This is a genomic window from Aeromicrobium sp. JP4 (assembly GCF_054957925.1).
In genome coordinates this window covers 2214122-2226737 of sequence record NZ_CM143290.1, presented here as the reverse complement: position 1 = coordinate 2226737, position 12616 = coordinate 2214122, and the positions used below count along the sequence as shown (strand labels likewise).

The window sequence follows — 12616 nt, the reverse complement described above, 5'->3', positions numbered from 1 at the left end:
TATCCGCCCTCAGCGCCGCCAGCGCGAGCGCTTCGACCCGCCGCCCGCCGGTCGCTCGATCGGGACGAACCCGGGCTCGTACGGCTCCAGGTCGGGGACGCGCTCGTCGAGCTGGTCGAGCGCGCGGGGCAGGTCGTCGAACGCGACGCCGGCCAGCTCGTTGGGCGAGAACCGCCACCAGGCCAGGTCGAGGAGGCGCTCGCGGGTGGCCGGATCGACCCGGTCGCGGATGGGTCGTGCCGGGATCCCGCCGACGATCGAGTAGGGAGCCACGTCCTCGGTGACCACCGCGCCAGCGGCGACGACCGCGCCGTCGCCGATGGTGACGCCGCGCAGGATCACCACCTTCGCGCCGATCCAGACGTCGTTCCCGACCACCGACGGCTCACCGCGGAACGACGGGCGCCCGTCTGCCTCGGGGTCGATCACCTCGGACTCGGCTGCTGACGAGTGCCACCCCCACGTGGCCAACTTGTACTGGAACGAGTTCACGCCCAGCCAGGTCAGCGGGTGCCCGGTGGCACCGATGAGGACGTCGGGGGCGAACTCGCAGTACCGGCCGATCGTCGCCGACTGTGACTCCATGCCGTGGGCCAGGCTCGTGAACGCCCCCACGCGGGTGAGGCCGCCCCGGACGAGCAGGTCGCCGAGCATCCGGATCGGGGGCTCGGCCAGCAGCCGGGACGACCCGACGAGTCGCAGGCCCTCGGTTCCGCGCGCGTGCTCCACCACGGCGCCAGCCTAGGGGCATCGGCGCGCCGCGACTCGCCCGTCCCGGCGTTTACCTCTCCGCAATCGGGACGCGCGACAATGGCTGGCATGGCGTTTCTGTTGCGGGTGGAGCTTCCCGACGTCCCGGGCTCGCTCGGCGCACTCGCGACGGCACTCGGTGGTGCCGGAGCCGACATCGAGGCGATCGAGATCGTCGAGCACCGGGCCGACGGGGTCGCGGTGGACGACGTGCTCCTCGAGCTGCCCAGCGCGGTGATGCCCGACGCCCTCATCACGGCCTGCCAGGGCCTCGAAGGCGTCCACGTGCACTGGATCAGCCGGTACACCGCGGGCGCGAACCTCAGCATGGACCTCGAGGCCGTCGAGGCCTTCACCGACGAGCCCGACCTGGCGATCGAGCGCCTCATCGAGGTCATCCCCTCGACGTTCCGCACCGACTGGGCCATGGCCGTGGGGCCGGGCGAGGGCGGCGCGACGTTCCTCTTCGGCTCGTCGGCCGCACCCCGCGTCCTGCCCGACTGCGACGCCTGGCTCGCCGTGAGCAAGGCGCAGAACCTGCCCGAGGTCGCGGCGTGGGACTCCACCGTGCTGGCCGGGTCCCCCGGGACCACGCGGTCGGGCACCGAGTTCTTCGTCGCGGTGGGCCGCCACGGCGGGCCGGAGTTCCTGGCCTCGGAGATCGCCCGGCTGGGTCACATGGTGTCCCTCGCCGCCTCGGTGCAGACCGAGGGCGACTGACCTACTGCTTCTTCTGCGTCACCGGGGTGTGCGCGTGGTGGAACCGGCCGAGCGCCGTGACCTCCCGCTCCAGGGCCGGCACGGTCTTGCGGGTCAGCAGCCGCACGTAGGGCCACGTGGCGGGCGAGTTCACGAACGCCTTGCTCCAGTTCGCCAGCAGCACCGCGCGCGGCACGTAGACCCGGCTCTTGCGCTTGGCCAGGCCCACGAGGATCCGCTCGGCGCACGTCTCCACGTCGGTGGTCGTGTTGGCGGGGTACGGGAGCCGGCGGCGGATCGCCTTGAAGGTGGGCAGGTCGGCCTCGGCGTTGCGCACGATGTCGGTGTCGATCCACGAGGGGTGGCACAAGCCGACCTTCACGCCCAGGTGCGCCACCTCCTGGCGCAGCGCGATCGCGAGCGCCTCGTTGCCCGCCTTGCTCGCGCTGTAGGAGCTGAGCCCGGCGATGTTGGAGAAGGCCGCGAGCGAGGAGACCACGAGCAGGTAGCCCTTCGACGCCTGCAGGTGGGGGATCGCGTACTTGGCCGTGCGGAAGACACCGTTGAGGTTGACGTCGATGACGCGCTCGAATGCCTCGTCCTCGATCTGGCGGACCGTGCCGTACGACGCGATGCCCGCGTTGGCGACCACGTGGTCGAGCCGGCCGAAGTGGGCGGCGGCGGCGTCGATCGCGCTCTTCGTCTCCTCGCTGCTGCGGACGTCGGCCTGCCACCAGGCCGCCGACTCGCCGAGCTCCTCGGCCAGGTGGGCGAGCAGGTCGGGCTCGAGTCCGACGAGGGCCACCCGGCCGCCGTGGGCCACGTAGGCACGGGCGACGGACGCGCCGATGCCGCGCGCGGCACCCGTGATGAGCGCGACCTTGCCGCGGAACTGCTGGGGCTTCAGAGAGGACATGGCCGCCAAGATACCGGCGGTATGTGAAATGTGCCACTGCCGATGTCATATTCACTCAAGACCAGGTCTGGCCCGTGTTACCTGTCCGTAACGTGACATACCTCATGCGCCGACCCCGGAGAGACCCGGCTATTGTCTGCGGGATGAGCACCCCCCTGCCCGATCTGGGCTCGATGAGGATCGGCGTCGTGAAGGAGTCCGCCCCCGGCGAGACCCGCGTCGCCGCGACACCGGCGACGGTGAAGCAGCTGATCGATCTCGGCTACCTGGTGAACGTGGAGAGCGGGGCCGGCGTGGCCTCCAGCTTCAGCGACGCCGCCTACGCGGCCGCCGGTGCCACGATCAGCGACAAGCCCGACACGTGGGCCAGCGACGTGATCTTCAAGGTCAACGCGCCCAGCGAGATCGAGATCGCCCTCATGCTGGACGGCGCGACACTGATCAGCATGATCAGCCCGGGACTGAACCCCGATCTGGTCGAGAAGCTGGCGACGCGCCCCATCACGGTGCTCGCGCTGGACGCGGTGCCGCGCATCTCGCGCGCCCAGTCCATGGACGTGCTGTCCTCGATGGCCAACATCGCCGGCTACCGCGCCGTCGTCGAGGCTGCCCACGAGTTCGGCCGCTTCTTCACAGGCCAGGTCACCGCAGCCGGCAAGGTGCCGCCGGCGAAGGTCCTCGTGGCCGGTGCCGGCGTGGCCGGCCTCGCGGCCATCGGTGCGGCCTCCAGCCTCGGTGCCATCGTGCGCGCCACCGACCCGCGTCCTGAGGTCGCCGACCAGGTCAAGTCGATCGGTGGCGAGTACCTCGAGGTCGTCGTGCCCGAGGAGGCCAAGGAGGTCTCCTCGGACGGCTACGCCAAGGCCACCAGTGAGGCCTACAACCGGCGGGCCGCGGAGATCTACTCCGAGCAGGCCGCCGACGTGGACATCATCGTCACCACGGCACTCATCCCGGGCCGGGCCGCGCCCCGCCTGATCACCGCCGCCGACGTCGCGACCATGAAGTCCGGCAGCGTCATCGTGGACATGGCCGCGGCGCAGGGCGGCAACGTCGAGGGCTCGGTCGCCGGCCAGAAGGTCGTCACCGACAACGGCGTCACGATCCTGGGCTACACCGACCTCGCCGGCCGTCTGCCCACCCAGGCCTCGCAGCTGTACGGCACCAACCTGGTCAACCTCATGAAGCTGCTGACGCCGGGCAAGGACGGCCAGATCGTCCTGGACTTCGACGACGTCGTCCAGCGCGGCGTCACCGTCGTGCGCGACGGCGAGAACACGTGGCCCCCGCCGCCCGTGCAGGTCTCGGCCGCCCCGGCGCCCGTGGCACCGAAGGAGCCGGCCCCGGCCCCCGAGCCGAAGAAGCCGGTCAACCCCGCGGTCAAGATCGGCGCGATCGCCGTCGGCGTGCTGGCCTTCCTGTGGGTCCTGGCCACCGCGCCGGGCCAGCTGCCCCAGCACTTCACCGTGCTGGCCCTGTCCATCGTGATCGGCTACTACGTCATCGGGCACGTCCACCACGCGCTGCACACGCCCCTGATGAGCGTCACCAACGCGATCAGCGGCATCATCGTGGTGGGCGCCATGCTCCAGATCGGCGCGGACGACGCAGTGATCCGCGCGTTGGCCTTCGTGGCCGTGCTCGTCGCCAGCATCAACGTCTTCGGCGGCTTCGCCGTGACCCGACGCATGCTCAGCATGTTCTCGAAGTGAAGGGCTGACTGAACCGTGACCGCCACCTCCCTGGCCAATGCCGCGTACCTCGTCGCCGCATTGCTGTTCATCCTCAGCCTCGCCGGGCTGAGCAAGCACGAGACCGCTCGTCGCGGCGTCGCCTTCGGCATCGCCGGCATGGCGATCGCCCTCGTGGCGACGTTCATCCTCGTCGCCAAGTCCGAGCCCGGCATCGGCCTCCCGCTGCTGATCGTCGCCATGGTCATCGGCGCCGCCATCGGCCTGTGGCGCGCCAAGATCGTCGAGATGACCGGTATGCCCGAGCTCATCGCGCTGCTGCACTCGTTCGTCGGCCTGGCCGCCGTTCTCGTCGGCTGGAACGGCTACCTGGAGTACCGGGGCGCCAACGCGCTCGCCGAGTTCCTCGAGCACCTCGAGCCCGGCACGGACCTCGGCGACGCCGGGACCCTGCTCGACATCCACAACGCCGAGGTCTTCATCGGCGTCTTCATCGGCGCGGTCACGCTGACCGGCTCGATCGTGGCCTACCTCAAGCTGAGCGCCAGGATGAAGAGCGCCCCGCTCCTGCTGCCGGGCAAGAACTGGATCAACCTCGGCGCGCTCGCACTGTTCGTGATCCTCACGGTCTGGTTCGTCATCGACCCCGCACTGTGGCTGCTGATCGCCGTCACGGTCGTCGCGCTGGCCCTCGGCTGGCACCTGGTCGCCTCGATCGGCGGCGGCGACATGCCGGTCGTCGTCTCGATGCTCAACAGCTACTCCGGCTGGGCCGCGGCCGCGTCGGGCTTCCTGCTGGGCAACGACCTGCTGATCATCACCGGCGCGCTCGTCGGCTCCTCCGGTGCCTACCTGTCCTACATCATGTGCAAGGCGATGAACCGCTCGTTCATCTCGGTGATCGCGGGCGGCTTCGGCATCGAGGCCGGCCCCGCCGACGACACCGACTACGGCGACCACCGCGAGATCACCGCCGAGACCGCCGCCGAGCTGCTGGGCGACGCCAAGAGCGTCGTCATCACGCCCGGCTACGGCATGGCCGTCGCCCAGGCGCAGTACCCCGTCGCCGACCTCACGAGCCGCCTGCGCGAGAAGGGCGTCGAGGTCCGCTTCGGCATCCACCCCGTCGCCGGTCGCCTGCCCGGTCACATGAACGTGCTGCTCGCCGAGGCCAAGGTCCCGTACGACATCGTCCTGGAGATGGACGAGATCAACGACGACCTCGCCGAGACCGACGTCGTGCTCGTCATCGGCGCCAACGACACGGTCAACCCGGCCGCGGCCGAGGACCCGACCAGCCCGCTCGCCGGCATGCCCGTCCTGCACGTGTGGGAGGCCAAGAACGTCATCGTGTTCAAGCGCTCCATGGCCGCCGGCTACGCGGGCGTGCAGAACCCGCTCTTCTTCCGCGAGAACAGCCAGATGCTGTTCGGCGACGCAAAGGACCGCGTCGAGGACATCATCAAGGCCCTCTGACCGCCGGCCCGCGCCGCCGGCGGGCCAGTTGTGCAGCGCTCCTCACCAACAGGGTGGGGAGCGCTTCACATGTCAGTCGTTCGCGACCGCCCTCGCGATGCGCAGGTGGGAGACCACCGCGACCGCCAGCGCGAGCGAGAGCACGGCCACCGAGGTGAGCAGGGCGGCTCGTAGCCCCACGTCAGCGCCATGGTTCGCCGCCGCGATGCCGTAGACGGTCATCAGCGCCGCCGTCCCGAGGGCCGAGCCGATGCGCTGGCCCGTCTGTAGCGCGCCCCCGGCGGCGCCGCCCACGCTCGGCGGCACGTCCTGAAGGGTGAGGGTCTGGTTCGGGGCCACCACTCCCCCGCCACCGAGTCCGGCGAACAGCAGGAGCGGGGCGAAGGTCCACCACAGCGCTTCGCTGTCCTGTCCGGGCGTCACCCACGCCATCGCGGCGAAGCCGGTCATCAGCACGACCAGCGCGCCGATCGTGACCAAGCGACCGGCACGGCTGACCAGCCGGCCCGCCGGGGTCGACGTGATGGCGGCACCGATCGCGAACGGGGTCAGCAGCAACCCGCTGTGCAGGGCGCTCAGGTCGCGCGCCTCCTGCAGCCACACCGACGAGGCCAGGAACACGCCCGTGAACCCGGCGAAGTAGAGCGTGCCGATCAGCACGCCGCTGCCGTAGGTGGGCAGCTCCGCGAGCATCCCGATGTCCAGCATCGGCGATCGGCCGCGGGCGCGCACGGAGCGCTCCCAGCGCACGAAACCCAAGGCCAGTGGCGGCACGGCGATCACGAGGAGCAGCGGCAGCCGGCTTCCGGACTCGAGCTCGATGAGGGGGTACAGCAGGCACAGCACCGTCAATCCCAGGATCACGGCGCCGACGACGTCGACGCGCTCCCGCTCGCCGTCGCCACGGGCGACCGGCACCAGGCGACGGATCGCCACCAGTGCCACCAGGCCGATCGGAACGTTGACCAGGAAGATCAGCCGCCAGCCGAGCTCGCCGGAGAGCGCGATGATCGCGCCGCCGAGCACCGGTCCGAGGCCCGACGCCACCGAGACGGTCAACCCGAAGTAGCCGAACGCTCGACCGCGCTCGGCGCCGGTGAACAACTCCTGGATCAGCCCGGCGTTCTGCGGCGTGAGCAGGCCCGCGGCGGCGCCCTGCGCCAGCCGGGCCGCGACCACCAGCTCGGCGTTCGGCGCCAGCCCCACGGCCGCACTCGAGGCCACGAAGGCGATCAGGCCAATGGTCATCAGCCGGCGCCGGCCGTACGCGTCACCGAGGTGGCCGCCGGCGACCAGCACCAGCCCGAACGCGAGCGCGTACCCCGACACGACCCACTGCACCGTCCCGGCCGAGGTGTCCAGGCCTTCGCGGATCGAGGGGACCGCGACGTTCACGACCGTGACGTCCAGCAGCGTCATGAAGCCGACGACGAGCGTGACGGCCAGGATCCGCCAGCGTCGCGGATCCGGCTCGTCCAGGGCGATGGGATCGGCGGCCCCGTGCGTCGTCTCATCTCCCACCAGACCACTGTGCCGGGGCGCGCGTCACCTGTCCTGTCGAGCGGCGACCGCCCGGCTCAGCGACCCGCGGCGTCGATCTCGGCGCGCAGGTGGGCCTTCATCGGCTCGGGCGCGAAGCTGGCGTCGACCGCGGCCGTGGCCAGGGCGACCAGGCCCGACTCGTCGAGATCCAGCAGGTCGGCCGCGATCGCGTACTCGTCGTTCAGCGTCGTGCCGAACATCGGCGGGTCGTCGGAGTTGATCGTGACGGTCACGCCCGCCTCGACGAGCGTGGCGAGCGGGTGCGCGTCGAGCGAGGGCACCGACCGCGTGCGCACGTTCGACGTGGGGCACACCTCGAGCGCGATCCCGTCGGCCGCGAGCCGCTCCATCAGCCGCGGGTCCTGGGCGGCGGCGATGCCGTGGCCGATGCGCTCGGCGCCCAGGAGGTCGAGGCTGTCCCAGATCGACTGCGGGCCGGTGGACTCCCCCGCGTGCGGCACGCTGTGCAGGCCAGCCGCGCGGGCCCGCTCGAAGTGGGACGCGAACTGCGGACGGGGCACGCCGATCTCGGGGCCGCCGAGGCCGAAGCCCACGAGGGAGCCGGGGCCGAGCCGCAGCGCCGTGTCGAGGGTGACGTCGGCAGCCGGGATCCCGGACTCGCCGGGGATGTCGAAGATCCACTGCAGCGCCACGCCGAAGTCGCGCTCGGCGGCGCGACGGGCGTCCTCGATCGCCTCGACGTACGCCTCGGCGGCAATGCCGCGCACGATCGAGGTGTAGGGCGTCATCGTCAGCTCGGCGTAGCGGACGTTCTGCGCGGCGAGGTCGCGGCCGACCTCGTGGGTCAGGGTCCAGATGTCCTCGGGCGTGCGCAGCAGGTCGACCACCGAGAGGTAGACCTCGATGAAGTGACCGAAGTCGGTGAACGTGAAGTACTCGGCCAGGGCCGCGGGATCGGCGGGGACGGGCGAGTCCTCGTGCCGGGCGGCGAGCTCGGCGACCGTGTCGGGTGAGGCGGAGCCCACGTGGTGCACGTGCAGCTCGGCCTTGGGCAGGGCCGCGATGAACTCGTGCATCAGTCGACGATGCCGTAGAGCCGGTCCCCCGCGTCGCCAAGGCCCGGGACGATGTAGCCGTTCTCGTCGAGGCGCTCGTCGAGGCCGGCGCTGAAGAGGGTGACCGGCGCGTCGATGTGCGCCGTGTCGCGCTCGAGGCGCTCGATGCCCTCGGGCGCCGACAGCAGCGTGATCGCCGTGATCTCGCGGGCGCCGCGCTCGACGAGGAAGTCGATCGCCATGGCGAGCGTGCCGCCGGTGGCCAGCATGGGGTCCAGGACGTAGCACTGGCGGCCGTCGAGGCGGTCCGGCAGCCGCTCGGCGTAGGTCTCGGCGACGAAGGTCTCCTCGTTGCGGATCATGCCCAGGAAGCCGACCTCGGCGGTGGGCAGCAGCCGCTGCATGCCCTCGAGCATCCCGAGTCCGGCGCGCAGGATCGGCACGACGAGCGGGCCGGGACTGGTGAGCCGGACGCCCTGCGTGGTCGTGAGCGGCGTGGTGACCTCGACGGTCTCGACGCTGACCTCACGCGTGGCCTCGTAGGCCAGGAGGGTCACCAGCTCCTCGGTGAGCCGCCGGAACGTCGGCGAATCGGTGCGCGCGTCGCGCAGGACCGAGAGCTTGTGGGAGATCAGGGGGTGGTCGGCGACGTGAACACGCATGCGTCGAGGGTAGCGGCCGCGTGCAGGCGTCTGTCACCATCGCAGAGTGGCCGAGGACGACGTCGACTTCGTGATCGCCGCGTACCGCGACGAGGGTGCGTGGACCGTCGTCGAACTCCCGCCCCGGCTGGGCGAGGACTTCGACGGGTTCACCGACGCGCTCGCCCGCTTCCCGTCCGACGTCGGCGTGCTGGGACTGGCCTCCGTCAACGACGACTTCTTCGTGATCGTGCGTCGCAGCGGCGAGCACGTAAGGGCCCTGTTGTCCGATGCCACCGCCGTGTGGGACTGGCCCCTCGCGGCCGACCTCGCCGAGCTGGTGAACGCCGTCGACGGCGACGAGGAGCCCGAGCCCGTCGGCGACCTCGACATCGTCAGCGACCTCGGGCTGGCCTCCGTCGAGCTGAGCCTGCTGTGCGACGACGACGACCTCTTCCCCGACGAGGCGCTGGCCGACCTCGCGGAGCGGCTGGGCTTCGGCGAGCAGTTCGAGGCGATCGTCGGGTGACGTGGGACCCGTTCATGCGGCGGGCCCTCGACCTGGCGCGCGAGGCGGCCGCCGAGGGTGACGTCCCCGTCGGCGCGGTCGTCGTCCACGAAGGACTGGTCGTCGGCGAGGGCCGCAACACCCGCGAGCGCGACGCCGACCCCACCGGGCACGCCGAGATCGTGGCCCTGCGCGCGGCCGCGGAGGCGCTCGGCCGATGGCGGCTCGACGGCTGCACGCTCGTGGTGACCCTGGAGCCCTGCACGATGTGCGCCGGTGCGGTCGTGGCGTCCCGCGTCGACCGGCTCGTGTTCGGCGCCTGGGACGAGAAGGCCGGCGCGGTCGGCTCGCTGTGGGACGTGGTGCGCGACCGCCGCCTCAACCACCGTCCCGAGGTCCTGGCCGACGTCCTCCCCGACGACTCCTCCACCCTGCTGCGCTCCTTCTTCGGCCGCTGAGGCCTCCGCGGAATAGACCGGGCCCTGCTGCGTTGTAGTAGTTGAAACTTTAACTAACTTCTGGGAGACTGGAGCCATGAGCAGCATGCAGATCGGCATCTTCACCGTCGGCGACGTCACGACCGACCCCACGAACGGCTCGACCCCCACCGAGCACGAGCGCATCAAGGCCACGGTCGCGATCGCGAAGAAGGCCGAGGAGGTGGGTCTGGACGTGTTCGCCACCGGCGAGCACCACAACCCGCCCTTCGTGCCATCCAGCCCCACGACGACGCTGGCGTACATCGGCGCGCAGACCGAGAAGATCATCCTCTCGACCTCGACGACGCTCATCACGACCAACGACCCGGTCAAGATCGCCGAGGACTACGCGACGCTGCAGCACCTCGTCGACGGCCGCATGGACCTCATGCTCGGCCGCGGCAACACCGCGCCGGTGTACCCGTGGTTCGGCAAGGACATCAGCAAGGCCGTCGAGCTGACGATCGAGAACTACCAGCTGCTCCAGAAGCTCTGGAGCGAGCCGGTCGTCAACTGGGAGGGCAAGTTCCGCACGCCGCTGCAGGGCTACACCTCGACGCCCGCGCCGCTCGACGGCGTCGCGCCGTTCGTGTGGCACGGCTCGATCCGCACGCCCGAGGTGGCCGAGCTGGCCGCGTTCTACGGCGACGGCTACTTCGCCAACAACATCTTCTGGCCGAAGGAGCACTACATCCAGCTGATCAACTTCTACCGCCAGCGCTACGCCCACTACGGGCACGGCACGCCGGAGCAGGCGATCGTCGGGCTCGGCGGTCAGTTCTTCATGCGCAAGAACAGCCAGGACGCGGTGAACGAGTTCCGGCCGTACTTCGACAACGCGCCCGTCTACGGGCACGGCCCGAGCATGGAGGACTTCACCGAGCAGACGCCGCTGACCGTCGGCAGCCCGCAGCAGGTGCTGGAGCGCACGCTGGCGTTCGCCGACTACTTCGGCGACTACCAGCGCCAGCTGTTCCTCGTCGACCACGCGGGCCTGCCGCTCAAGACCGTGCTCGAGCAGCTCGACCTGCTCGGCGAGATCCTGCCCACCCTGCGCGCCGAGTTCGACGCGCGACGCCCGGCCGGCGTGCCGGACGCCCCCACCCACGCCGCCCGCGTCGCCGCCCGCGACGCCGCCCGCGACGCCGCCCGCGACGCCGCACTGACCGAGGAGGTCATGGCATGACCCGCATCGTCGCCCTGTCCGCGGGCGTCGGCGAGCCGTCGACCACGCGCATGCTGGCCGACCGGCTCGCCGCGGCCTCCGGCACCGCCCTCGGGGGCGCCAGCGTCGAGGTGGTCAACCTGCGTGACTTCGCGCACGAGATCACCGACGCGGCGCTCACGGGCTTCGCCGCGCCGCGACTGCAGCACGTCTACGACCGGCTCGGGGAGGCCGACGCGGTGATCGTCGTCGTCCCGACGTTCAAGGCGTCCTACCCCGGTTTGTTCAAGTCGTTCGTCGACGCGCTCGACAACGACGCGCTGATCGGCAAGGTCGTGCTGCTCGCGGCGACCGGTGGCACGGCTCGCCACTCGCTGGTGATCGACTTCGCGCTGCGGCCGCTGTTCGCGTACCTGCAGTCCGTGGTCGTGCCGACCGGCGTGTTCGCCAGCCCGCACGACTGGGGCTCTTCCGGAGAGGGCACCCTGCAGTCGCGCATCGAGCGCGCCGCGGGTGAGCTGGCGAGCCTCCTCGGCGGCGCCGGCTCGGGCCGCTCGAAGGACGACGAGATCGATCTCTTCAGCGAGACGATGCTCTCGATCAGCCAGCCCGGCTGAGATCGCGCCTCACTCCGCCCGCCGCCCCGCCGCCGGGACGGCGGGCGGTGGCGTCTCAAGCCAGGGAGGCGACGGAGCGCACGAGCAGCAGGACCATCGGGACGCACGCGAGGGCCAGCAGCGCGACGTTGAGCCTGCGGTGCTCCCACAGGATGGCGGCGAACTCCCGCAGGATCGCGCTGGGCCAAAAGTAGCGAGCGGTGGTCGCGCCCAGGGCGTAGCCGTCGAGGCCGGTTCGCCGCATGAGCAGCGCGGCCCGCAGCGCGTGGTAGTCGTTCGTGACGACCGCGAACCGGCCGCCCTTCACCCCGTGCTCGGCCGCGACCCGGGCGCTGAACTGCAGGTTCTCCTCCGTGGAGGTCGAGGCGTCCTCGAGCCACAGCAGGTCGCGATCGACGCCGGACTCCACGAGGTGGTTCGCCATCGCCACGGCCTCGGGGACCACCTCGTCCGCACCCTGCCCACCCGAGCAGATCAGGTGCGTATCCCGGCCACGCGCGCGCGACCGGTCGAGCGCCTGCCGGCCCCGGTCGAGCCGCGACGCGAGCAGTGGCGTCACCCGCTCGCCCATCAGACCGGCGCCCAGCACGATCACCGCGTCGACCGGACGGGCCCAGCGGGCGGCTGCCCAGCCGTAGACCAGGCCGTAGCCGACGAACGCGACGAAGACGAAGGCCAGGTAGGCCAGGGGCGTCCCGATCGCGACCAGCCAGAAGAACAGCACGAGCGCCACGTCGGTGTGGTTCCGGTCGAACCACCACACCGCCACGATCAGGGCGCAGTAGGCGAGCACCACGACGCCGAAGACGAGCGAGAGCAGGTTCGAGGGACGACGGCCCTCGCGCCGCAGCATCGCGAACCCGTTGAAGACACTCGCCACGCCGAGCACCACGAGGGCCAGGATCGCGAGGACGACGGCGCCGAGCAGCGCCCAGGCCAGGCGCAGCGGATCGTCGGAGTCGTCCAGGAGGATCGCGAGCCGCCCGGCCATCCCGATCGAGGCCAGTCCGATCGCGAGGGTCAGGTACACGCCGATCCGCAGCCGCCGCGGGTCGTGCCAGGCGGTCACGCCCGCTGCGAGCGCCAGCAGCGCCACGAGTGCCCAAGCCACGCCCC

At 71.1% G+C, this 12616-nt stretch carries 13 protein-coding genes; 7 read left to right on the top strand and 6 right to left on the bottom strand.

The features are described 5' to 3' along the window. Window positions 1-9 precede the first annotated feature (9 nt). Window positions 10-732 (bottom strand): DapH/DapD/GlmU-related protein, encoded by a 723-nt coding sequence (locus ACY1JX_RS10895; RefSeq protein WP_462563972.1) that lies wholly within the window; start codon window positions 730-732, stop codon window positions 10-12. Window positions 733-819: 87 nt separating this feature from the next. Between ACY1JX_RS10895 and ACY1JX_RS10890 the strand changes: the two genes are divergently transcribed. Then, complete coding sequence (locus tag ACY1JX_RS10890) at window positions 820-1470, top strand: ACT domain-containing protein (RefSeq protein ID WP_181753319.1); 651 nt, start codon at window positions 820-822, stop codon at window positions 1468-1470. 1 nt (window position 1471) lies between these two features. Here the strand turns inward: ACY1JX_RS10890 and ACY1JX_RS10885 are convergent, their stop codons facing one another. Beyond that, window positions 1472-2365 (bottom strand): SDR family oxidoreductase, encoded by an 894-nt coding sequence (locus ACY1JX_RS10885; protein WP_462563971.1) that lies wholly within the window; start codon window positions 2363-2365, stop codon window positions 1472-1474. Window positions 2366-2538: 173 nt separating this feature from the next. On the opposite strand from ACY1JX_RS10885, the gene ACY1JX_RS10880 reads away from it, so the two are divergent. Continuing rightward, on the top strand, window positions 2539-4077 hold the full coding sequence (locus tag ACY1JX_RS10880; RefSeq protein ID WP_286931539.1) for a Re/Si-specific NAD(P)(+) transhydrogenase subunit alpha: 1539 nt from the start codon (window positions 2539-2541) through the stop codon (window positions 4075-4077). Window positions 4078-4092: 15 nt separating this feature from the next. After that, on the top strand, window positions 4093-5532 hold the full coding sequence (gene pntB / locus ACY1JX_RS10875; protein ID WP_286930865.1) for a Re/Si-specific NAD(P)(+) transhydrogenase subunit beta: 1440 nt from the start codon (window positions 4093-4095) through the stop codon (window positions 5530-5532). 72 nt (window positions 5533-5604) lie between these two features. On the opposite strand, the gene ACY1JX_RS10870 is transcribed toward pntB, so the two are convergent. Genes ACY1JX_RS10870 through upp form a run of 3 tightly spaced genes read right to left on the bottom strand, consistent with a single transcriptional unit; the run spans window position 5605 to window position 8752 of the window. Continuing rightward, a complete protein-coding gene (locus tag ACY1JX_RS10870; RefSeq protein ID WP_462563970.1) occupies window positions 5605-7053 on the bottom strand; it encodes an MFS transporter in 1449 nt (482 codons plus the stop codon). A gap of 56 nt (window positions 7054-7109) precedes the next feature. After that, window positions 7110-8111 carry an adenosine deaminase gene (locus tag ACY1JX_RS10865; protein WP_462563969.1) on the bottom strand — a complete coding sequence of 334 codons (1002 nt, stop codon included), beginning with the start codon at window positions 8109-8111 and terminating at the stop codon, window positions 7110-7112. Beyond that, the gene (upp, locus tag ACY1JX_RS10860) at window positions 8111-8752 is read right to left on the bottom strand and encodes a uracil phosphoribosyltransferase (protein WP_078699499.1); all 642 of its coding nucleotides are present in this window, start codon (window positions 8750-8752) and stop codon (window positions 8111-8113) included. The genes ACY1JX_RS10865 and upp overlap by 1 nt, the downstream gene beginning before the upstream one ends. A 46-nt stretch (window positions 8753-8798) precedes the next feature. On the opposite strand from upp, the gene ACY1JX_RS10855 reads away from it, so the two are divergent. The 4 genes from ACY1JX_RS10855 (at window position 8799) to ACY1JX_RS10840 (ending at window position 11500) form a co-directional block, all read left to right on the top strand. Beyond that, window positions 8799-9260 (top strand): tRNA adenosine deaminase-associated protein, encoded by a 462-nt coding sequence (locus ACY1JX_RS10855; RefSeq protein WP_181753329.1) that lies wholly within the window; start codon window positions 8799-8801, stop codon window positions 9258-9260. Window positions 9261-9274: 14 nt separating this feature from the next. Beyond that, window positions 9275-9697, top strand: a complete 423-nt coding sequence (gene tadA, locus ACY1JX_RS10850) for a tRNA adenosine(34) deaminase TadA (protein WP_181756138.1) — start codon at window positions 9275-9277, stop codon at window positions 9695-9697. An 85-nt stretch (window positions 9698-9782) separates the two neighbouring features. After that, a complete protein-coding gene (locus tag ACY1JX_RS10845) occupies window positions 9783-10904 on the top strand; it encodes an LLM class flavin-dependent oxidoreductase (protein WP_462565885.1) in 1122 nt (373 codons plus the stop codon). Beyond that, window positions 10901-11500: a CE1759 family FMN reductase gene (locus ACY1JX_RS10840; RefSeq protein WP_462563968.1), complete on the top strand. Its 600-nt coding sequence runs from the start codon at window positions 10901-10903 to the stop codon at window positions 11498-11500. The genes ACY1JX_RS10845 and ACY1JX_RS10840 overlap by 4 nt, the downstream gene beginning before the upstream one ends. Before the next feature lie 55 nt (window positions 11501-11555). Here the strand turns inward: ACY1JX_RS10840 and ACY1JX_RS10835 are convergent, their stop codons facing one another. Continuing rightward, window positions 11556-12611: a YdcF family protein gene (locus ACY1JX_RS10835; RefSeq protein ID WP_462563967.1), complete on the bottom strand. Its 1056-nt coding sequence runs from the start codon at window positions 12609-12611 to the stop codon at window positions 11556-11558. Between the last annotated feature and the right edge of the window lie 5 nt (window positions 12612-12616).